Source organism: Mitsuaria chitosanitabida ATCC BAA-476 = NBRC 102408 (assembly GCF_001598255.1).
Taxonomy (GTDB): Bacteria; Pseudomonadota; Gammaproteobacteria; order Burkholderiales; family Burkholderiaceae_C; genus Roseateles; species Roseateles chitosanitabidus.
On sequence record NZ_BCYP01000011.1, the window covers coordinates 164,215 to 186,098 of the forward strand.

Consider the following 21,884-nt stretch of genomic DNA (forward strand, 5'->3'; position numbering starts at 1 on the left):
AGACGAGTTATGCCCAAGCGTTCTGATATCAAAAGCATCCTCATCATCGGCGCCGGCCCGATCATCATCGGCCAGGCCTGCGAGTTCGACTATTCGGGCGCCCAGGCCTGCAAGGCGCTGCGCGAGGAGGGCTACAAGGTCATCCTGGTGAACAGCAACCCGGCGACCATCATGACGGACCCGGACACCGCGGACGTCACCTACATCGAGCCCATCACCTGGCAGGTGGTCGAGAAGATCATCGCCAAGGAACGTCCCGACGCGATCCTGCCGACCATGGGTGGCCAGACCGCGCTGAACTGCGCGCTGGACCTGCACAAGCACGGCGTGCTGGACAAGTACAAGGTCGAGATGATCGGCGCCAACGAGCACGCGATCGAGAAGGCCGAGGACCGTCTGAAGTTCAAGGACGCGATGACCAAGATCGGACTGGGCTCGGCCCGGTCCGGCATCGCGCATTCGCTGGAAGAGGCCTGGGGTGTGCAGAAGCGCATCCACGCGGACATCGGCGGCAGCGGCTTCCCGATGGTGATCCGCCCCAGCTTCACGCTGGGCGGTACCGGCGGCGGCATCGCCTACAACCCGGAAGAGTTCGAGGAGATCTGCAAGCGCGGCCTCGACCTGTCCCCGACCAATGAGCTGCTCATCGAGGAGTCGCTGATCGGCTGGAAGGAATACGAGATGGAAGTGGTCCGCGACAAGGCGGACAACTGCATCATCGTGTGCTCGATCGAGAACCTGGACCCGATGGGCATCCACACCGGCGACTCGATCACCGTGGCTCCGGCGCAGACGCTGACCGACAAGGAGTACCAGCTGCTGCGCAACGCCTCGATCGCGATCCTGCGCGAAATCGGCGTGGACACCGGCGGCTCCAACGTGCAGTTCTCGATCAATCCGGTCGATGGCCGCATGGTCGTCATCGAGATGAACCCGCGCGTGTCGCGTTCGTCGGCGCTGGCTTCCAAGGCCACCGGCTTCCCGATCGCCAAGATCGCCGCGAAGCTGGCTGTCGGCTACACGCTGGACGAGCTCAAGAACGACATCACCGGCGGCATCACCCCGGCCTCGTTCGAGCCCAGCATCGACTACGTCGTGACGAAGATCCCCCGCTTCGCCTTCGAGAAGTTCCCGATGGCCGACTCGCGTCTGACGACGCAGATGAAGTCCGTCGGCGAAGTGATGGCCATGGGCCGCAACTTCCAGGAGTCCTTCCAGAAGGCGCTGCGCGGCCTGGAGACCGGCATCGACGGTCTGTCCGAGGTCAGCACCGACCGCGAGGAGATCGTGCAGGAAATCGGCGAGCCCGGCCCGTCGCGCATCCTGTTCCTGGGCGACGCCTTCCGCATCGGCATGACGCTGGACGAGGTCTTCGAGGAAACCAAGATCGATCCGTGGTTCCTGGCCCAGATCGAGCAGCTGATCAAGATCGAGCAGAGCCTGAAGGGTCGCGAGCTGGCGGGCCTGTCGGTCGACGAGCTGCGCCTGCTGAAGAAGAAGGGCTTCTCGGACAAGCGCCTGGCCAAGCTGCTGGGCACGAACCAGCACGAGGTCCGCAAGACCCGTCATGCACTGAACGTGCGCCCGGTCTACAAGCGCGTCGACACCTGCGCCGCGGAGTTCGCGACGCAGACGGCCTACATGTACTCCACGTACGACGAGGAGTGCGAGGCCAATCCGACCGACAAGAAGAAGATCATGGTGCTGGGCGGCGGCCCGAACCGGATCGGTCAGGGCATCGAGTTCGACTACTGCTGCGTCCATGCGGCCCTCGCGATGCGCGAGGACGGCTACGAGACCATCATGGTCAACTGCAATCCCGAGACGGTCTCGACCGACTACGACACCTCGGACCGCCTTTACTTCGAGCCGGTGACGCTCGAGGACGTACTGGAGATCGTGGCCAAGGAAAAGCCGGTCGGCGTGATCGTGCAGTACGGCGGCCAGACCCCGTTGAAGCTGGCGCTGGACCTGGAAGCCAACGGCGTGCCCATCATCGGCACGACCCCGGATTCCATCGACATCGCCGAGGACCGCGAGCGCTTCCAGAAACTGCTGCATGAGCTGGGTCTGCGTCAGCCGCCCAACCGCACCGCGCGCAACGAAGACCAGGCCGTCGCGCTGGCCAACGAGATCGGCTACCCGCTGGTCGTGCGCCCCAGCTACGTGCTGGGCGGTCGCGCGATGGAGATCGTCCACGGCGACAAGGACCTGGAGCGCTACATGCGCGAGGCCGTGCGCGTCAGCGAGAAGTCGCCGGTGTTGCTGGACCGCTTCCTGGAGGACGCGGTCGAGGTCGACGTCGACTGCATCTGCGACGGCGAGGACACCATGATGGGCGGCATCATGGAGCACATCGAGGCGGCGGGTATCCACTCGGGCGACTCGGCCTGCTCGCTGCCCCCGTACACGCTGTCCAAGGAGCTGCAGGACGAACTGCGCCGTCAGACCGCGGCCATGGCCAAGGCGCTGAAGGTCGTGGGCCTGATGAACGTGCAGTTCGCGATCCAGGGCGACGTGACCAAGGGCCTGGCCGAGAACACGGTCTACGTGCTCGAAGTCAACCCGCGTGCCTCGCGCACCGTGCCCTTCGTGTCGAAGGCGACCAGCCAGCCGCTGGCCAAGATCGCCGCGCGCTGCATGGCGGGCGTCAAGCTCAAGGACCAGAAGGCCGCGGGCGGCAAGCCCCCGGTCGAGATCCAGCCCCCGTACTACAGCGTCAAGGAAGCCGTCTTCCCGTTCAACAAGTTCCCTGGCGTGGACCCGATCCTCAGCCCGGAAATGCGTTCGACCGGTGAAGTCATGGGCGCCGGCCGGACCTTCGGCGAAGCGATGCTCAAGAGCCAGCTGGGTGCGGGCTCGCGCCTGCCGCGTCAGGGCAACGTGCTGATCACGGTCAAGAACAACGACAAGGACCGCGCGGTGGTGCTGGCCCGCGACCTGGTGGCGCTGGGCTTCGGCGTCGTCGCGACCAAGGGCACCGCGGCCGCGATCGAAGCGGCCGGCGTGCCGGTGCGCGTCGTCAACAAGGTCAAGGACGGCCGTCCGCACATCGTCGACATGATCAAGGGTGGTGACATCCAGCTGGTCTTCACGACGGTGGACGAGACCCGCGCCGCGATCGCCGACAGCCGTCACATCCGTCAGGCCGCGCTGGCCAACCGGGTCACGTACTACACGACCATGGCGGGCTGCGAAGCGGCCGTCGAGGGCATGAAGCACAAGGACGGTCTACTGGTGCAATCGCTGCAAGAGCTGCACGCCGAACTGCATTAAACTGCCCCATCCATTCCGCCGCCGCCTGCTCAGGCCCCCTGAGCGGCTGCGGCGGTTTGTTTTGTTTTTCAAGGTTCTAGAGACATGGCCACGATCCCATTGACCAAGCGCGGTGCTGAGAAGCTCAAGGAAGAACTGCATCGACTGAAGACGGTCGAACGTCATGCCGTGATCAACGCCATCTCCGAGGCGCGCGCCCAGGGCGACCTGTCCGAGAACGCCGAGTACGAGGCCGCCAAGGACAAGCAGGGCTTCATCGAAGGCCGCATCCTCGAGATCGAGGGCAAGCTGGCCGCGGCGCAGGTGATCGACCCGTCGTCCGTGGATGCGGGTGGCAAGGTGGTGTTCGGTACCACCGTCGACCTGGAAGAGGAAGAGTCCGGCAACGAGGTCACGTACCAGATCGTCGGCGACGACGAGGCCGACCTCAAGCAGGGTCTGATCTCGATCAGCTCCCCGATCGCGCGTGCGCTGATCGGCAAGGAAGCCGGCGACGTCGCCGAGGTGCAAGCCCCTGGTGGCATCAAGCGCTACGAGATCGTCGAAGTCCGCTACATCTGAGGGTTCGACGGCGATGCTGCTGCGCATCCGTGCCCTGCTGGCGGCCCTCTGGGCCGGCGAGCTGCTGACGGTGGCCCTGCTGGCCGCGCCGAACGCGTTCGCGACGCTGGAGCGCGCGATGGCGGGTCGCTACGTCGGTCGTCTGTTCGAGCTGGATGCGCGCTTCGCGCTCGCCGCGGGCATCCTGCTGATCCTGATGGAGCGGCGGTTGCATCGCGATGGCGACGTGGGCGGCTCGGCCATGAACCTTGGGTTCCTGCTGCCGTTGTTGGCCATCGGCTTCACCGCCGCCAGCTATTACGCGCTCGAGCCGATGATGGAGGTCGCGCGGCAGGGGCAGGGCAGTTGGACCTTCCTGCAGTTGCACGCCGTCTCGATGGTGTTCTTCGGGCTCCGGATGATCACGGTGCTCGTGCTGGCGTGGCGGGTGATGCCGCGCATCGCGCCGGCACCCGCTCGCTGACAGGGGTGCTCGCCGGATCTCGGCGCCCCAATGCAAAGACGGCCCGTGGACCGTCTTGTCGTTGAGGCCCTCGCGAGCCGTCGGGCGCGCGCGGCCGTCGTCGAAGTTCAGCCTTGGCTGGCCTTCTTGACGCTGGTCTGGCGCGGCTTCTTGGCGCGTTTGACCTCGCCGCCTTGCGTGACGCGCTGGTTGCCCAGCACGGTGACCTTCTTGATCTGAGGACGGTTGTTGCCGCTCTTGGAGAACTTCACGATCTTCACCGTCTTCGGAGCGGGGCGGGCGTCTTCCTTGACGGCCTTTTCCTTCTCCGGCATCGGGCGCCACAGCACCAGCAGCTTGCCGATGTGCTGGATGGGGGCGGCGTCGAGCGTGTCCGAGAGTTGGGCGAGGATCTCTTCGCGGTTCTGGCGATCGTCCGACATCACGCGGACCTTGATCAGGCCATGGGCCTTGAGCGCGGCGTCGACCTCCTTGGTCACGGCGGCGGTCAGACCATCGGCGCCGATCATCACCACCGGGTCGAGGTGGTGTGCGTCGGCGCGCTTTTCCTTGCGCTGGGCAGGGGTCAATTGAATAGCAGGCATCCGCCTATTATCCGTGCAATGAAAGTCGATACCAAAAGCAAGAAGGTGAACAAGGCGTGGCTCAACAACCACGTCAACGATCCTTACGTGAAATTGGCGCAGAAAGAGGGCTATCGCTCCCGCGCCGCCTACAAGCTCAAGGAGATCGACGAGGAGTTCCAGTTGATCCGTCCGGGTCAGGTGGTGGTGGACCTCGGCGCCTCGCCCGGCGCGTGGAGCCAGTACCTGCGCCGCCGTTTCGCGCCCAAGGAGGCGGGAGCGGGCGGGGCGGCCGTCGGTCAGCTCAACGGTCGCATCATCGCGCTGGACCTGCTCGATTTCGAGCCGATCGAGGGCGTGGAGTTCATCCAGGGCGATTTCCGCGAGGAAGAGGTGCTGACGCAGCTCGAGGCCGCGCTCGGTGGCGCGAAGGTGGATCTTGTGGTGTCGGACATGGCGCCCAATCTGTCCGGCATCGAAAGCACCGACGCGGCCCGCATGGAGCACTTGATCGAACTGGCGCTCGACTTCTCGAAGCAGCATCTGAAGCCGGAAGGCGCGCTGGTTGCCAAGGTGTTCCATGGCAGCGGGTACGACCAACTGGTCCACGCCTTCCGGGCGCAGTTCAAGAAGGTCAAGACCAGCAAGCCCAAGGCCTCGCGGGAGCGCTCGTCGGAGAACTTCCTCGTCGGCATCGGGCTCAAGTCGTCCTGAGTCGCGGCCGGCGCGGCGCCGGGAAGGGCGGAAATCGTCACGTTTCGCCCGCGGCAGGGCGATCAGCCGGGGAAGTCGGCCCCGCTTCTTCCTGTCGAAAGGGTGGGGGCGTGGCAATATCTATCGAGGCGTGTGGAATTGCCAATCAAGGCGAGGGACTTGACTGTCCTAGAATCAACCCTATATGCCGTGAAAGACTGCCTCCGCCGCTGATCGGCGGGCTTGGGCAGTGATGGAATGACAAAGGAGTCGCGGTGAACAATCAGTGGTTCTCGAAAGTGGCTGTGTGGATGGTGATCGCCCTCGTGCTGTTCACTGTCTTCAAGCAGTTCGATCGCAGCGCAACCCAGGGGAATCCGATCGCCTACTCTGACTTCCTCGAGGAAGTCCGCGCGAAGCGCGTCAAGCAGGTCACCCTGCAGGAGACCCCGGCCGGCACGGAGATCGTCGCCCAGACGAGCGACGGCAACAAGCTCCGCACCACCGCGCCGTTCATGGATCGCGGTCTGGTCGGCGACCTGATCAACTACGGCGTCAAGTTCGACGCCAAGCCCCGTGAGGAGCCCTCGGTCCTGATGAGCATCCTGCTCAGCTGGGGCCCGATGCTGCTGCTGATCGCCGTGTGGGTCTACTTCATGCGGCAGATGCAGGGCGGCGGCAAGGGCGGCGCCTTCAGTTTCGGCAAGTCCAAGGCGCGCATGCTGGACGAGGCCAACAACAGCACCACCTTCGCCGACGTCGCCGGTTGCGACGAGGCCAAGGAAGAGGTCAAGGAACTGGTGGACTTCCTGAAGGATCCGCAGAAGTTCCAGAAGCTGGGCGGTCGCATCCCGCGCGGCGTGCTGCTGGTCGGCCCTCCGGGTACCGGCAAGACGCTGCTGGCCAAGGCCATCGCGGGTGAGGCCAAGGTCCCGTTCTTCACGATCTCGGGTTCCGACTTCGTCGAGATGTTCGTCGGCGTGGGCGCGGCCCGTGTGCGCGACATGTTCGAGCAGGCCAAGAAGAGCGCCCCCTGCATCATCTTCGTCGATGAGATCGACGCGGTCGGCCGCCATCGCGGCGCCGGCCTCGGCGGCGGCAACGACGAGCGCGAGCAGACCCTCAACCAGATGCTGGTCGAGATGGACGGCTTCGAGACCAACCTGGGCGTCATCGTGATGGCCGCGACCAACCGTCCGGACATCCTTGACCCGGCGCTGCTGCGTCCGGGCCGCTTCGACCGCCAGGTCTACGTGACGCTGCCGGACGTGCGGGGTCGCGAGCAGATCCTGAACGTGCACATGCGCAAGGTGCCGGTGAGCCAGGATGTCAGCGCGAACGTGCTGGCCCGTGGCACGCCGGGCATGTCCGGCGCGGACCTCGCCAACCTGGTGAACGAGGCTGCGCTGATGGCCGCCCGCCGCAGCGCCCGCATCGTCGAGATGCGCGACTTCGAGATGGCCAAGGACAAGATCTTCATGGGACCCGAGCGTCGCTCGGCCGTGATGGATCCGGAAGAGCTGAAGAACACCGCGTACCACGAGGCCGGCCACGCGCTGATCGGCTGGCTGCTGCCGAAGTCCGATCCGCTGCACAAGGTGACGATCGTGCCGCGCGGCCGCGCGCTGGGTGTCACGTTCACGCTGCCTGAGAAGGATCGCTACGGCTACGACAAGATCTGGGCGCTGTCCAAGATCTCGATGCTGTTCGGCGGCCGTATCGCGGAAGAGGTCTTCATGGACCAGCGCACCACCGGCGCGTCCGACGACTTCAACAAGGCCACCCAACTGGCCCGCGACATGGTGATGCGCTACGGCATGTCCGACGCGCTGGGCCCGATGGTCTACAGCGAGAACGAGGGCGAGGTCTTCCTGGGCCGTTCGGTCACGCGCACGACCAACATCAGCGAAGAGACCATGCAGAAGGTCGACGTCGAAGTCCGTCGCATCCTCGACGAGCAGTACGCGATCGCGCGCAAGCTGATCGAGGACAACAAGGACAAGATGCACGCCATGGCCACGGCACTGCTCGAGTGGGAGACCATCGATGCCGAGCAAGTGCAGGACATCATGGATGGCAAGCCTCCTCGGCCTCCGAAGGACTGGACGCCGCCGAGCAACAAGGCTGACAACGGCGGCACGCCGGCCGTCAGCACGGGCAGCGCGCCGGCCGCGGCCTGATCGACGACATGTCCCCGCGGCGCGTGTGGCGCGCCGCCCCGAAGGCCGGTCCCAGGACCGGCCTTTTGCATGGGCGGACGGGAATCATCGGGCGGGGAGCCCTGCGACCGATCCTGTCCGGTGCCCATGCGCCCAGGGTCCTTTCGGCTTACGTCATACTGCCGGCTTGGCCGCGGCGCGCCGAGCGCGCCTCCGCGAGCGCGACACACTTTCGCCCATGACTTCCCCGCAGATCTGGAAAACCACCCGCTTCGACCTTGACCTGGCGGAGCGGCCGCTCGTGATGGGCATCGTCAACGTCACGCCGGATTCCTTCTCGGACGGCGGTCGCCATGATGACGCGTTTCGCGCCATCGACTACTGCGAGAGCTTGCTCGGCGAGGGCGTGGACATCCTCGACATCGGTGGCGAGTCCACCCGGCCCGGTGCGCCGCGTCTGGCGCCCGATGAGGAGTGGTCCCGCCTCGAGCCCGTCCTGCGCGCCGCGCTCAATTTCGGCGTGCCGGTGTCGGTCGATACCTGCAAGACCGAGGTGATGCGCCGAGCGCTCGATCTTGGCGTGGACATCATCAACGACGTGCAGGCGCTGCGGGACGAGGGCGCGGTCCCGCTGCTGGCCGAGCATGGCAGTGCGGGCCTCTGTCTGATGCACATGCGCGGCGAGCCCGCCGGCATGCAGCAGTTGACGGACTATGGCGATGTCGTCGCGGAGGTGGCCGACTTCCTGCGGGATCGGCTGGCGCAGGTCGTCGCGCAGGGCATCGCGGCGGATCGCGTGACGCTGGACCCCGGCTATGGCTTCGCGAAGACGGTTGAGCAGAACCTGGCTCTGCAACGTCGGCAGCGGGAGTTGCTCGCGCTGGGGCGGCCGCTGCTGGTCGGCTGGTCCCGAAAGTCCACGCTGGGTGCCGTCACGGGCAAGGCCGTGGACGACCGCGTCGCCGCCAGCGTCGGCGCGGCGCTGGCCTCCGCCACCTTGGGCGCGCGCGTGCTGCGCGTGCATGACGTCGCGCCCACGGTCGATGCGCTGAAGGTCTGGCAGGCGTTTGGCGCGCCGCAGGTCTGAGCGCCGCATTACCGCTTGTCACCGTTGCCTGATCCCGTGATTGCGGGTTCGGGCGGACAGGGCGTCTGGCGCCCGGTCCGCTTGGGCGACAATCCGCGGATTCTGGAAATCCGAAGTCGCAGGAGGTCGAATCAATGAGCCGGAAGTATTTCGGTACCGACGGAATCCGCGGGACCGTGGGTCAGACGCCCATCACCCCTGATTTCATGCTTCGACTGGGTCATGCGGTGGGGCGCGTCCTCAAGCGCAGCTACAGCAAGCCCAGCGTCCTGATCGGCAAGGACACCCGCATCTCCGGCTACATGCTCGAGTCGGCGCTCGAGGCGGGCTTCGCCTCCGCGGGTGTGAACGTGCTGCTGACCGGTCCGCTGCCGACGCCGGGCGTCGCCTACCTGACCCGAGCGCTGCGCCAGCATCTGGGCGTGGTGATCTCCGCCTCCCACAACCCGTTCGCGGACAACGGCATCAAGTTCTTCTCGTCCAAGGGCGAGAAGCTGCCGGACGCCTGGGAGCTGGATGTCGAGGCGGTGCTCGACGAGCCGCCAGTCTGGGTGGATTCGGCCGGTCTGGGTCGTGCCCGTCGCCTCGACGATGCGCAGGGCCGCTACATCGAGTTCTGCAAGGCCAGCTTCAGCAGCGACCTCAGCCTGCGCGGCATGAAGCTGGTGGTGGATGCGGCGCATGGCGCGGCCTATCAGGTGGCTCCCTCCGTGTTCCATGAACTCGGCGCGGAGGTGATCCCCATCGGCACCAAGCCGGACGGCTACAACATCAATGACAAGGTCGGCGCCACCGCGCCGGCGGCGGTGGTCGCGGCGGTCAAGGAACACGGTGCGGACTACGGCATCGCGCTGGATGGCGACGCCGACCGGCTGCAGATGGTCGATGGCCAGGGGCGCCTGTACAACGGCGACGAGTTGCTCTACGTCATGGTCGCGGACCGCTTGGCGCGCGGCGAGCGTGTTCCGGGCGCTGTCGGCACGCTGATGACCAACATGGCGGTCGAGGTCGCGCTGCGCCAGCGTGACGTCGAGTTCGTCCGCGCCAAGGTGGGTGACCGCTACGTGCTCGAGGAACTGGCTGCCCGTGGCTGGCAGTTGGGCGGGGAGGGCTCCGGCCACCTGCTGGCCCTGGACCGTCACACGACCGGCGACGGCATCGTCAGCAGCCTGCTGGTGCTGGAGGCGGTCTGCCGCAGCGGCCGGCAGCTGTCGGACCTGCTGGACGGTGTCTCGCTGTTCCCGCAGACCCTGATCAACGTGCGACTGCAGGCTGACCAGCAGGACTGGAAGAGCAATCCCGCACTGGCGCGCACCGAGGCCGAAGTGACGGCCGAGTTGGGCGATCGGGGCCGTGTGCTGATCCGCAAGTCGGGGACCGAGCCGCTGCTGCGCGTCATGGTCGAGGCCAGCGACGCCGCGCTGGCGCAGCGCTGCGCCGAGCGTCTGGCGGAGGCGATCCGGGGCTGATCCCCACACCCCATCCGCTGGTCGACGCTTGCCGTCGCCAGCCCATGAAGCCGGGCCATCGCCCGGCTTTTTCATGCCCGCGCCAGAAAAAACAGCCACCGACGCGTGAGCGCCGGCGGCTGAACTGCATTGGTTGCGGTCGCTGGAGCGCGACTCTTCGGGGGCTGATTGGGGAGGCCGGGAGACAATCGGCCGGCCCCTTCGATGCCCGCTTGTGGTGCAAGTCAGGTGCCGAAAGGGGTTTCCCCGCACGCCGCGCAGGCTAGGGATCGAAAATGACAACCGGGTGAATCGAATATGACAGGGCGCCTGACAGCTTCGTTTCTCCTCTGGGGCGCTGTGCGTAACGAGATTTTTCCGGTTCCTGAGTGACGTCACGGATGTGTCACATTGGGGTCATAGCATCCGTCCCGTTCGCCAACCAACCCCCTAGCGATAGGACTGAACGACCATGAATCAACTGCGTGCTGGCCTGCTGTTCGCCGCTTGCGCCGCCATGTTCTCCGCGGCTCAGGCTCAAGAGGTGACCGGTGCGGGTGCCTCCTTCCCGGCTCCCGTCTACACGAAGTGGGCCGACTCCTATAACAAGGCCACCGGTGTCCGCATCAACTATCAGTCGGTCGGTTCCGGCGCCGGCATCAAGCAGATCCAGGCCAAGACCGTCGACTTCGGCGCGTCCGACGCCCCCCTGAAGGACGACCAACTGGCCAAGGACGGCCTGGTGCAGTTCCCGACCGTGATCGGCGGCGTCGTGCCGGTGATCAACGTCAAGGGCATCAACCCCGGTCAGCTGAAGCTGGACGGCAAGGTCCTGGGCGACATCTACCTGGGCAAGATCACCAAGTGGAACGACCCCGCCATCGCCGCCCTGAACTCGGGCGTGTCGCTGCCGGACGCCGCCATCGCCGTGGTCCGTCGCGCCGACGGTTCGGGCACCAGCTTCCTGTTCACGAACTACCTGTCCAAGGTCAACGCCGAGTGGAAGGACAAGGTCGGTGAAGGCACGGCCGTGAACTGGCCCACCGGCGCGGGTGGCAAGGGCAACGAGGGCGTGTCCTCGTACGTGACCCGTCTGCCCAACTCGATCGGCTACGTCGAGTACGCCTACGCCAAGCAGAACAAGATGACCTACGTCCTGATGAAGAACGCCAACGGCGCCTTCGTCAGCCCCAGCGACGACGCCTTCAAGGCCGCCGCCGCCGGTGCCAAGTGGGAGCAGTCGTTCTACCAGGTCCTGACCGAACAGCCGGGCAAGGACAGCTGGCCCATCACGGGCGCGACCTTCATCCTGATGCACGTCGCCCAGGACAAGCCGGCCAACGCCGCCGCCACCCTGAAGTTCTTCGACTGGGCCTACACCCAGGGCGACAAGATGGCCGACGAGCTGGACTACGTGCCGCTGCCCGCCAGCGTGAAGGACCTGGTCCGCAAGCAGTGGGCCGCGCACGTCAAGGACGCCGCCGGCAAGGCCATCGCCTACAAGTGATCGGCATCTGCTGACCGCAGCCCGGTGCTCCTGGAAAGGGGTACCGGGCTTTCGCACAAGACGCGTCCGGCGACGCACCGGACGCGACAAGACGTCGTCTGAGATTCAAAACCCCCAGCGGAGGCCCCGTGGCCGCAATACTTCCAGCCAATTCCCTTGACCGACAGCGTGGCGAGGAGCGCGCCCAGCCCCAGGGTCGTCCTCCCCAGCGCCGCCGCGTGGCCCCTTGGGCGGACACGGTGTTCTCCCTCCTGACGCACGGCGCGGCCTGGCTGACGCTGGCCCTGCTGGCCGGCATCATCGGCTCGCTCCTGGTGGGCGCGGCGCCGGCCATCAAGCAGTTCGGCCTGGGCTTCCTGGTGACCACGGACTGGGATCCGGTCCAGGAGAAGTTCGGCGGCCTGGTGATGATCTACGGCACGCTGATGACCTCGTTCATCGCGCTGCTGATCGCGGTTCCGGTGAGCTTCGGCATCGCGCTGTTCCTGACGGAACTGGCTCCGGGCTGGCTGCGCCGCCCGCTGGGCATCGCCATCGAGTTGCTGGCCGCGGTCCCGTCCATCGTCTACGGCATGTGGGGCCTGTTCGTGTTCGGTCCCATCCTGGCGACCTATGTCCAGGAGCCGATGCAATCGCTGCTCAGCGGCATCCCCTATCTGGGCGCGCTGGTCTCCGGCCCGCCCGTCGGCATCGGCATCCTGTCGGCCGGCATCATCCTGGCGATCATGATCATCCCGTTCATCGCCTCGGTGATGCGTGACGTGTTCGAGGTCACGCCGGCGATGCTGAAGGAATCGGCCTACGGCCTGGGCTCCACGACCTGGGAAGTGGTCTGGAAGGTCGTGCTCCCGTACACCAAGACCGGCGTGGTCGGCGGCGTGATGCTGGGCCTGGGTCGCGCGCTGGGCGAGACCATGGCCGTCACCTTCGTGATCGGCAACATGAACCAGCTGAAGTCGCTGTCCATGTTCGAGGCCGCCAACACCATCACCTCGGTGCTGGCCAACGAATTCGCCGAATCCGGCCCCGGCAGCCTGCATCAGGCCTCGCTGCTGTACCTCGGCCTGGTGCTGTTCTTCATCACCTTCGTGGTGCTGGCGTTCTCCAAGGTCCTGCTCAACAAGCTCAAGAAGAACGAAGGAGCCCGCACATGAGCGCCACCTCCGCCAAGCGCATGGCGATGTACCAGAAGCGCCGGCGCATCAACGTCATCGCGCTGACGCTCTCGCTGGGCGCGATGTCCTTCGGCCTGATCTGGCTGGTCTGGATCCTGTTCGAGACCATCACGCAGGGCATCGGCGGCCTGACCTGGGCCACCTTCACGCAGATGACGCCCCCGCCCAACTCGGACGAGGGCGGCATCGCCAACGCGATCTTCGGCTCGGCGCTGATGGTCTGCCTGGCCACGTTCGTGGGCACCCCGATCGGCGTGCTGGCCGGCGTCTACCTGGCCGAGTACGGCCAGAAGACCTGGCTCGGCGCCTCGGTGCGCTTCATCAACGACATCCTGCTGTCGGCGCCGTCCATCGTGGTCGGTCTGTTCGTCTACACCATGGTCGTGATGAAGCTGCGCAGCTTCTCGGGCATGGCCGGCGTGATCGCGCTGGCCCTGATCGTGATCCCGGTGGTCATCCGCACGACCGAGAACATGCTGAGCCTGGTCCCCAACGCGCTGCGCGAAGCGGCCTACGCGCTGGGTACGCCCAAGTGGAAGGTCATCATGACCGTCACGCTGAAGGCGGCCCGCGCCGGCGTGATCACCGGCGTGCTGCTGGCGCTGGCCCGTGTCTCGGGCGAGACCGCGCCCCTGCTGTTCACCGCGCTGAACAACCGCTTCTGGTCGACCGACCTGACCGGCCCGATGGCCAACCTGCCCAAGGTGATCTTCGACTTCGCCATGAGCCCGTACGCCAACTGGCAGAAGCTGGCCTGGGCGGGCGTGTTCATCATCACCATCGGCGTGCTGCTCCTGAACATCGTGGCTCGCGCCATGTTCAAGGAAAAGCACTGACCGGCCCCTCGGTCCAAGACCCCCGCATTCAACGAATTCAAGAGAATCAACATGGACGTCAAAGTCGATATGCCGGTGACCGAGAAGGCCAAGCTCTCGGTGAAGAACCTCAACTTCTACTACGGCAGCTTCCACGCGCTGAAGAACATCAACCTGGACATTCCGGAAAACAAGGTGACCGCCTTCATCGGTCCCTCGGGCTGCGGCAAGTCCACGCTGCTGCGCACGCTGAACCGTATGTTCGAGCTCTACCCGGAGCAACGCGCCGAGGGCCAGATCCTGCTGGACGGCGAGGACATCCTCACCAGCAAGGAAGACGTGTCGCTGATCCGTGCCAAGGTCGGCATGGTGTTCCAGAAGCCGACGCCGTTCCCGATGTCGATCTACGACAACATCGCCTTCGGCGTGCGTCTGTTCGAGACGCTGTCCCGCGTCGAGATGGACGAGCGCGTGGAGTGGGCGCTGAAGAAGGCCGCGCTGTGGAATGAAGTCAAGGACAAGCTGAACCAGAGCGGCTCGGGCCTGTCGGGCGGCCAGCAGCAGCGTCTGTGCATCGCGCGCGGCATCGCCATCAAGCCGGAAGTCCTGCTGCTGGACGAGCCGTGCTCGGCGCTGGATCCGATCTCGACCGGCAAGATCGAGGAACTGATCCACGAGCTGAAGCACGAGTACACGGTCGCCATCGTGACCCACAACATGCAGCAGGCCGCGCGCTGCTCGGACTACACCGCCTACATGTATCTGGGCGACCTGATCGAATTCGGACCGACCGCGGAGCTGTTCATGAAGCCCAAGCGCAAGGACACGGAAGACTACATCACGGGTCGTTTCGGCTGATCACAAGGGGAGCAACAACATGACCGACAAGCATCTCTCTACTCAATTCGACGCCGAGCTCAGCGGCATCTCCACCCGCGTGCTGGAGATGGGCGGGCTGGTGGAATCGCAGGTCGCGCAGGCCGTCGAGGCGCTGGGCTCCTTCAGCGGCGACATCGCCAGCCACGTGCTGAAGCAGGAAGAGATCGTCAACACGATGGAGATCGAGATCGATCGCGATCTGTCGACGATCATCGCCCGCCGTCAGCCGACGGCCCGCGATCTGCGCCTGCTGATCGCCGTGTCCAAGACCATCGCCAACCTCGAGCGCGTGGGCGACGAGGCGGCCCGCATCGCCCGCACGGTGCAGCGCCTGATCAACACCGGCGTCTCCAGCCGCCTGCGCCTGCCGATGTCCGACCTGTCGTACGAGGCCGAGCTGGCGACCGCGCAGCTGCGCAAGGCGCTGGACGCCTTCGCCCGCCTGGACGTGGATCGCGCGCTGGAAGTGCTCAAGGCCGACGACCAGATCGACAAGGAGTTCGACGGTCTGATGCGCAAGCTCATCACCTACATGATGGAAGACCCGCGCACGATCTCGTCGTCGATCGACCTGGTCTTCGTCGCCAAGGCGATCGAGCGCGTGGGCGACCACGCCAAGAACCTGGCCGAAGTGATCATCTACGTGGTCAAGGGCACCGACGTGCGTCACAACACGCCGGACGCCGTCGAGAACATGGTGCGCTGAGCACCGCAGCGATGAACCCGAGCGGGTCGGCCCCGCTCCCATGAGGAGCGCGCCGGCCCGCGAGGAACGAACAAGAGGAGTTACCCCGCATGAGTCGCATCCTGGTCGTCGAAGACGAATCCGCCATTGCCGAGCTGATCTCCATCAACCTGCGCCACGCCGGTTTCGAAGTGACCCTGGCCGGCAACGCCGAGCAGGCCCAGCTCGAAGTCGACCGCGTGCTGCCGGATCTGGTCGTGCTGGACTGGATGTTGCCGGGCCAGACCGGTCTGGCGCTGGCCCGCCAATGGCGCGGTGCCACCCGCACCCGCGAGCTGCCCATCATCATGCTGACGGCGCGCGCGGAAGAGGTGGACAAGGTGTCCGGGCTGGATGCCGGCGCCGACGATTACCTGACCAAACCCTTCTCGACCAACGAGTTGCTGGCCCGCATCCGCGCGGTGCTGCGTCGCAAGGCGCCCGAGGCGCTGGACTCGGCGGTCGACGTCGGTGGTCTGGTGCTGGACCCGGGCACGCGCCGTGTCAGCCGCGAGGGCGTCGAGGTCAAGCTCGGCCCCACCGAGTTCCGCCTGCTGCATTTCTTCATGACCCATCCGGAACGCGTGCACAGCCGCTCGCAGCTGCTGGACCGCGTCTGGGGCGACCACGTCTTCATCGAGGAACGCACCGTCGACGTCCACGTCAAGCGGCTGCGCGAGGCGCTGGAGAAGGTCAACTGCCAGCGCATGATCGAAACGGTGCGTGGCGCCGGTTACCGCCTGACCCAGCAAAGCAGCGCCCTGTCGGCCTGATCCCGCCATGGCCTGGATGTTGTCGCGGGTGCTGATGCTGGTGCTGTGCACCGGCGTCGCGGGCGGGTTGGGGTGGTGGCTGGGCGACTGGATCAAGATGCCGCATCTGGCGGCCGCGCTGGCCGCCGGCCTGGCGGTCGTGCTGATGGCCTTGTGGGACGCGGCGCGAGCGCACCGGTTGGTGAACTGGCTCCGCGGCGACCAGGAGGACGACGCGCCGCGCCTGGGCGGTCTCTGGGGCGAGATCGCCTACCGCGTCGAGCGCGGTCTGCGCGACCGCGAGCGCCGCTACGAGCGTGAGCGTCAGCAGCTCGAGCAGTTCCTGCTCGCGATCGAGGCCTCGCCCAACGGCGTGATCCTGCTCGACGGGCAGGACCACATCCAATGGTGCAACGTGGTCGCGGGCGATCATTTCTCGCTCGACCCGCAGCGCGACAAGCTGCAGCGGATCACCAACCTGGTCCGCTATCCGGCCTTCGTGTCGTATCTGCAGAACGGCAACTTCCAGCAGCCGCTGACGCTGACCAACACCCGGGGGCGGTCGACGCTCCAGGTGCTGGTGCGCGACTACGGCGTCGCCGGCGAATCACGCAAGCTGGTGCTGTCGCTGGACGTCACCGATCGCGAGCGCAACGAGGCGATGCGGCGCGACTTCGTCGCCAACGTCTCGCACGAGATCCGCACCCCGCTGACGGTGCTGGCCGGTTTCATCGAGACCATGGCCAGCCTGCAGCTGACCGAGGCCGAGCGCAAGCGCGTGCTGCATCTCATGCAGCAGCAGACCACGCGCATGCAGACGCTGGTCGGCGACCTGCTGACGCTGGCGCAACTGGAGGGCAGCCCGCGTCCGCCGGCGGATCATTGGATCGCGCTGGATCCGCTGCTGGCGCGCATCGCCGCGGACGCGCAGGCGCTGTCGAACGGCCGTCACGAGCTCATCTGCGAGCGTCAGACCGGCGTCGAGCTGGCGGGCGTCGAGACCGAGGTGCTGAGTTCCATCGCCAACCTGATGAGCAATGCGGTGCGCTATACGCCGGAAGGTGGTCGCATCGAGCTGCAGTGGCGCTGGCTGCCGGATCACGGTGGCGAAATCTCGGTGATCGACAACGGCCCGGGCATCGCGCGAGAGCATCTCCCGCGCCTGACCGAGCGCTTCTATCGCGTCGATGGCAGCCGGTCGCGCGACACCGGCGGCACGGGTCTGGGGCTTTCCATCGTGAAGCACGTCGTGCAGCGTCACGGCGGCGAGCTGCGCATCGAGAGCGAACCGGGCAAGGGGTCGAAGTTCAAGCTGGTCTTCCCGGCGGCCCGCATCCGCCTGGTGGACGCGTCGGCCATGGGCGACGAGTCGGCGCCCGCCGCGCTCGCGGGCGGAGAGGATCTCTGAGGTCCTCGCGGAAACGACCGGGCGGGATCCCGGTGCCATGAAGAAAGGCCGCTCGATGAGCGGCCTTTCCGTTGGTGCCTGGTGTTGTGCCAGGGGCACCGTTTGCCGATGCTTCGCGATCAGCGATCGCGCGCCAGGACCAGATAGGTGCCGAAGCGGTCCGTGGGGCGCCGGACGACGCCCAGCACGTGCCACCCCGACGGCGCGGCCGGCGTCGTCTCGCCTTGCGCGAGCATGCCGAAGGAGCATTGCGAAGCGGTCAGTTCACGGGTGGCGTCGACCTTCCAGTGGCCCTGGAACTCCAGCGCGGCCAGGGTCGGCAAGGGCAGGGCCGGCGCGGCGATGCAGTCGACCTGGGCCGGCAGGTGGGCGGCGATGCGGTCCACCAGCGGCTTGTTGCTGCGGGCGTAGTCCAGCGGATGCAGGCCCAGCGTCATCGCCAGCAACCAGGCCAGGGCGACGCCGCCGGCCGGCAGGGCCAGGCTCTTCCAGATGGCGTGGCGATGGCGCGCGGTGCGCCAGCGCACCAGCCAGATCCAGGCCAGCGAGCCCAGCAGGGCGAGCACGAAGCTCAGCAGCCCGAACTGCGGCTCGTAGCCTTGCGCCAGCCGGCGCACGTTGGCCAGGAACTTGGCCGGCCAGCCCAGTTGCAGCGCGCTGTAGTAGAGCCACAGGAAGATGGCGCCGGCACTGAAGAAGAAGACCGAGAACCAGTCGAGCAGGGCGCTCGCGCTGCGCTGGAAGGTAGGCAGCGCGAAGCTGGCTAGCACGGCGAGCGGCGGCAGGGCCAGCAGCAGGGCGCGGTCGTCGGCGTCCATCAGCAGGCTGCAGAGCAGCGGCACCAGCGACGCCAGCAGCGGCACCGCGATGTGGCGTCGCATCAGGTGCGAGCGCCAGCGCCACACCGACCAGGCCGCCAGCGGCCAGGCGGGCCAGCAGAACCAGCCGATCAGGCGCAACCATTCCAGGACGCTGCGGCCACTGCCGCGCAGGCGCCAGGCCCAGCCGTGCATGGGCCAGGCGATCAGGGCGGCCAAGGCGATCGCGGCCAGGATCCAGGGCAGGAACTTGCGCGCGTCCTCGTAGGTGGAGCGGTGGCTCAACCACAGGGCGCCCACGGCCAGCGCCAGCGCGACCGCGGGGGCGCCGCTCGTGGCCAGGATGGGGAGCGCCGCCAGCATCGCGATGCGGGCCTTCCAGAGCCGGAACGGCACCGCCGCCAGGCTGTAGACGAACAGCGTGATGCCGAGCAGCTGGAGGATCTCGGGGGTGGTCTCGTGGCCTAGGCGCAGCAGGCCCAGGCTGGCGATCAGTGCCAGCAGGCAGCCGTCGGCCATCGCGCGGGCGTAGTCCACGGCCTGCGCCTCGCCGCCGAAGGCGAAGGCCACCGGCTGGGCGGCCTCGGTGCGGGCCAGGTGCAGGCAGCTGTACCAGGCCAGCGCCAGGACGGCGGCCAGCATCAGGCCGAAGGGGATGCGCGCGGCCAGCGAGGGGTCCAGGAAGGGGAGCAGTTTGACGCCCAGCGCGCCGATCCAGTACGGGAGCAGGCCGCCCTCGGCGGGGATGCCGGCGATAGCCGGCTGCAGCCAGGAGGCGTGACCCTGCGCGATGCTGGCGATGAAGCCGAAGGCGGTCAGGTCGGCGTTGCGCCAGGGGTCGCGGCCGAACAGGCCGGGCAGCACATAGGCGGCGCACAGCAGCAGCAGCGCCCAGCGCGGAATCGGATGCGTGCTGCGCTCGGCCACGACGGCCGGGGTGGGCAGGTTCATGCGCTCTGTCTCGTTCTCATGGTTCGATGCTGGGGCGCATCATGCCGCAGCTTGGGCGGCCTCCGGAGAAGAAAGCCGGGGTCCTGTCAGGAGGAAACGCCCGGGTTTTCGTCCCGCGACGCGCGCGAAACAAGCGGACAAGAAAAAAGGCAGCCGAATCGGCTGCCTTTCGTTCGTCGTCCGCGGGCCGGAGGACCCGGCGGAGGGAAGGATCAGGCCTTCTTCGGGACGATGCCGGCAAACTTGTTGCGGAACTTCTCGACGCGACCGCCCAGGCTGTCCACGCTCTTCTGCGTGCCCGTGTAGAACGGGTGGGATTCGCTGGAGGTTTCCAGCTTCACCAGCGGCAGCTCGCGGCCGTCGTCCAGCTTGATCGAATCCTTGGTCGACACGGTCGAACGGATGATGAACTGCGCACCGTTGGATTGGTCCACGAAGACCACGTCACGGTAGTTGGGGTGAATGCCTTCTTTGGCCATCTTGGATACCTCGCTGCGGTGCCGCCAGCCACACTGCCCCTTGCAGTGCACTTGTCGACAGCGGAAAAACGCGGAGTATAGCTGAAAACAACGAAGCCGCCCAGGGGCGGCTTCGAGGAAGTCATGCGACGGGGGCGTGCGCGCGAGACGCGCGCCGTCCCTGGATCGGCGTCGGACCGGCCGCGGGGCCTGTCCTCGGTCCGATCTCAGCCACCTCGGCGCATCATGTCGAAGAAATCGTGGTTGTTCTTCGAGGACTTCATCTTGTCGAGGATGAACTCCATCGCCTCGATCTCGTCCATCGGGTACAGCAGCTTGCGCAGGATCCAGGCCTTCTGGAGGATCTCCGGCTTGAGCAGCAGTTCCTCGCGGCGGGTGCCCGACTTGTTCAGCAGGATCGACGGATAGACGCGCTTCTCGGCCATGCGGCGATCCAGATGGATTTCGCAGTTGCCGGTGCCCTTGAACTCTTCGTAGATCACCTCGTCCATCTTGGAGCCGGTGTCCACCAGGGCGGTGCCGATGATGGTCAGCGAGCCGCCTTCCTCGATGTTGCGCGCCGCGCCGAAGAAACGCTTCGGGCGCTGCAGCGCGTTGGCGTCCACGCCGCCGGTCAGCACCTTGCCGGAGCTGGGCAGCACGTTGTTGTAGGCGCGGGCCAGACGGGTGATCGAGTCCAGCAGGATGATCACGTCCTTCTTCAGCTCGACCAGGCGCTTGGCGCGCTCGATGACCATCTCGGCGACCTGCACGTGGCGGGCGGCCGGTTCATCGAAGGTGGAGCTGATGACCTCGCCGCGCACCGTGCGCTGCATCTCGGTCACTTCCTCCGGGCGCTCGTCGACGAGCAGCACCATCAGATGGGCTTCCGGATAGTTGGCCGCGATCGAGTGCGCCAGGTGCTGCATCATCATCGTCTTGCCGCTCTTCGGAGGGGCGACGAGCAGCGCGCGCTGGCCTTTGCCCAGGGGGGCGATCAGGTCGATGATGCGGCTGGTGATGTTGTCTTCGCTGCGGATCTCGCGCTCAAGCTTGAACTGCTCCTTCGGGAAGAGCGGCGTCAAGTTCTCGAACATGATCTTGTGCTTGGACTCCTCCGGGGTCAGGTCGTTCACGCGATCGACCTTGACCAGCGCGAAGTAGCGTTCGCCGTCCTTGGGGACGCGCACTTCGCCTTCGATCATGTCGCCGGTGTGGAGGTTGAAGCGGCGGATCTGGCTCGGAGACAGGTAGATGTCGTCGGTGGACGCCATGTAGCTGGTCTCGGGGGAGCGCAGGAAGCCGAACCCGTCGGGCAGGACTTCCAGCACGCCGTCGCCGAACACTTGTTCGCCGGCCTTGGCGCGCTTTTTCATGATCGCGAACATCAGCTCCTGCTTGCGCATGCGGGCGACGTTGTCGATCTCCAGCTCCTCGCCCATCTTGATCAGGGCGGAGACGTGAAGCGCCTTCAGTTCAGAAAGATGCATGGGGGGGTTGACCCGGTCTGTCGTCCAGGGCCTGCCAAGGCCAGGGACACAAACAACGGCGAGCCCAAGGGACGCGCGTGCCGCGTTGCTGCGGACTTGAGAAATGCGTGGAGTCTTGGGCGCCGAGTCCACGCGCTCACCCGGAACGGTCAGCGGCGTCCGAGGACGCCGCGGTGCCCGGGAGGGCGTGTTGGCAGTTGACCGCCGAGGTCGCGAGGGCCCCGGCGGATCGGTTGATTATAGATTGGCGTCGAGGAAGGACGTCAACTGGGCCTTCGAGAGCGCGCCGACCTTGGTCGCGGCCAGCTGGCCACCCTTGAACAGCATCAGGGTCGGGATGCCGCGGATGCCGAACTTGGCGGGGATGTCGCGGTTCTCGTCGACGTTGAGCTTGGTGATCTGCAGGCGATCGCCGTAGTCCTTGGCCACTTCGTCCAGGATGGGGGCGATCATCTTGCAGGGGCCGCACCATTCGGCCCAGTAGTCGACCAGCACGGGCTTGTCGGACTGGATGACGTCGCTGTCGAACGAGGCGTCGGAGATGTGTTTGATCTGTTCGCTGCTCATGGAGATGGTCCTTGCTTGATGTCCCTGCCGGGGCGGATGCCTCGGTCGGGCGGCCGGCGAGGTGACAATGCGTCGCCACGAGGGCCCCAG

The 21,884-nt window shown here is 66.4% G+C and carries 19 protein-coding genes; 14 read left to right on the forward strand and 5 right to left on the reverse strand.

The features are described 5' to 3' along the window. Positions 1-9: 9 nt before the first annotated feature. From carB to MCHT01_RS07635, 3 genes are all read left to right on the forward strand, one after another. On the forward strand, positions 10-3,276 hold the full coding sequence (carB, locus tag MCHT01_RS07625) for a carbamoyl-phosphate synthase large subunit (RefSeq protein ID WP_067064254.1): 3,267 nt from the start codon (positions 10-12) through the stop codon (positions 3,274-3,276). A gap of 84 nt (positions 3,277-3,360) precedes the next feature. Further along, complete coding sequence (greA, locus tag MCHT01_RS07630; RefSeq protein ID WP_067064255.1) at positions 3,361-3,837, forward strand: transcription elongation factor GreA; 477 nt, start codon at positions 3,361-3,363, stop codon at positions 3,835-3,837. Between the two features lie 13 nt (positions 3,838-3,850). Next, positions 3,851-4,300, forward strand: a complete 450-nt coding sequence (locus MCHT01_RS07635) for a DUF4149 domain-containing protein (protein ID WP_067064257.1) — start codon at positions 3,851-3,853, stop codon at positions 4,298-4,300. A gap of 107 nt (positions 4,301-4,407) precedes the next feature. Here the strand turns inward: MCHT01_RS07635 and yhbY are convergent, their stop codons facing one another. Further along, positions 4,408-4,884, reverse strand: coding sequence for a ribosome assembly RNA-binding protein YhbY (yhbY, locus tag MCHT01_RS07640; protein WP_067064259.1), 477 nt, complete (start codon positions 4,882-4,884; stop codon positions 4,408-4,410). 18 nt (positions 4,885-4,902) lie between these two features. Here yhbY and MCHT01_RS07645 point away from each other — a divergent pair, with 18 nt between their 5' ends. The 11 genes from MCHT01_RS07645 (at position 4,903) to phoR (ending at position 17,510) form a co-directional block, all read left to right on the forward strand. Next, complete coding sequence (locus tag MCHT01_RS07645) at positions 4,903-5,577, forward strand: RlmE family RNA methyltransferase (RefSeq protein WP_067064261.1); 675 nt, start codon at positions 4,903-4,905, stop codon at positions 5,575-5,577. A gap of 254 nt (positions 5,578-5,831) precedes the next feature. Continuing rightward, positions 5,832-7,736, forward strand: a complete 1,905-nt coding sequence (ftsH, locus tag MCHT01_RS07650; RefSeq protein ID WP_067064263.1) for an ATP-dependent zinc metalloprotease FtsH — start codon at positions 5,832-5,834, stop codon at positions 7,734-7,736. 217 nt (positions 7,737-7,953) lie between these two features. Continuing rightward, on the forward strand, positions 7,954-8,802 hold the full coding sequence (folP, locus tag MCHT01_RS07655) for a dihydropteroate synthase (protein ID WP_067064265.1): 849 nt from the start codon (positions 7,954-7,956) through the stop codon (positions 8,800-8,802). 134 nt (positions 8,803-8,936) lie between these two features. After that, positions 8,937-10,271 carry a phosphoglucosamine mutase gene (glmM, locus tag MCHT01_RS07660; protein ID WP_067064267.1) on the forward strand — a complete coding sequence of 445 codons (1,335 nt, stop codon included), beginning with the start codon at positions 8,937-8,939 and terminating at the stop codon, positions 10,269-10,271. 451 nt (positions 10,272-10,722) lie between these two features. Beyond that, positions 10,723-11,757 carry a phosphate ABC transporter substrate-binding protein PstS gene (gene pstS / locus MCHT01_RS07665; protein ID WP_067064269.1) on the forward strand — a complete coding sequence of 345 codons (1,035 nt, stop codon included), beginning with the start codon at positions 10,723-10,725 and terminating at the stop codon, positions 11,755-11,757. A 137-nt stretch (positions 11,758-11,894) separates the two neighbouring features. Beyond that, positions 11,895-12,911, forward strand: a complete 1,017-nt coding sequence (gene pstC, locus MCHT01_RS07670; protein ID WP_084452151.1) for a phosphate ABC transporter permease subunit PstC — start codon at positions 11,895-11,897, stop codon at positions 12,909-12,911. After that, positions 12,908-13,768, forward strand: coding sequence for a phosphate ABC transporter permease PstA (gene pstA / locus MCHT01_RS07675; protein WP_067064273.1), 861 nt, complete (start codon positions 12,908-12,910; stop codon positions 13,766-13,768). Before pstC ends, pstA begins: the two co-directional genes overlap by 4 nt. 51 nt (positions 13,769-13,819) lie before the next feature. Continuing rightward, on the forward strand, positions 13,820-14,605 hold the full coding sequence (pstB, locus tag MCHT01_RS07680) for a phosphate ABC transporter ATP-binding protein PstB (RefSeq protein WP_067064275.1): 786 nt from the start codon (positions 13,820-13,822) through the stop codon (positions 14,603-14,605). A gap of 19 nt (positions 14,606-14,624) precedes the next feature. Next, positions 14,625-15,332 (forward strand): phosphate signaling complex protein PhoU, encoded by a 708-nt coding sequence (phoU, locus tag MCHT01_RS07685; protein WP_067064277.1) that lies wholly within the window; start codon positions 14,625-14,627, stop codon positions 15,330-15,332. 89 nt (positions 15,333-15,421) lie between these two features. Beyond that, positions 15,422-16,123, forward strand: coding sequence for a phosphate regulon transcriptional regulator PhoB (gene phoB / locus MCHT01_RS07690; RefSeq protein WP_067064279.1), 702 nt, complete (start codon positions 15,422-15,424; stop codon positions 16,121-16,123). A 7-nt stretch (positions 16,124-16,130) separates the two neighbouring features. Beyond that, positions 16,131-17,510 (forward strand): phosphate regulon sensor histidine kinase PhoR, encoded by a 1,380-nt coding sequence (phoR, locus tag MCHT01_RS07695; protein ID WP_067064281.1) that lies wholly within the window; start codon positions 16,131-16,133, stop codon positions 17,508-17,510. A 119-nt stretch (positions 17,511-17,629) separates the two neighbouring features. Here the strand turns inward: phoR and MCHT01_RS26700 are convergent, their stop codons facing one another. From MCHT01_RS26700 to trxA, 4 genes are all read right to left on the reverse strand, one after another. Continuing rightward, a complete protein-coding gene (locus tag MCHT01_RS26700) occupies positions 17,630-19,279 on the reverse strand; it encodes a hypothetical protein (RefSeq protein ID WP_067064283.1) in 1,650 nt (549 codons plus the stop codon). 212 nt (positions 19,280-19,491) lie between these two features. Next, on the reverse strand, positions 19,492-19,758 hold the full coding sequence (locus MCHT01_RS07705) for a type B 50S ribosomal protein L31 (RefSeq protein WP_067064285.1): 267 nt from the start codon (positions 19,756-19,758) through the stop codon (positions 19,492-19,494). Positions 19,759-19,964: 206 nt separating this feature from the next. After that, positions 19,965-21,227, reverse strand: coding sequence for a transcription termination factor Rho (rho, locus tag MCHT01_RS07710; RefSeq protein ID WP_067064287.1), 1,263 nt, complete (start codon positions 21,225-21,227; stop codon positions 19,965-19,967). A 237-nt stretch (positions 21,228-21,464) separates the two neighbouring features. Further along, positions 21,465-21,794, reverse strand: a complete 330-nt coding sequence (gene trxA / locus MCHT01_RS07715; protein WP_067064289.1) for a thioredoxin TrxA — start codon at positions 21,792-21,794, stop codon at positions 21,465-21,467. Positions 21,795-21,884 lie beyond the last annotated feature (90 nt).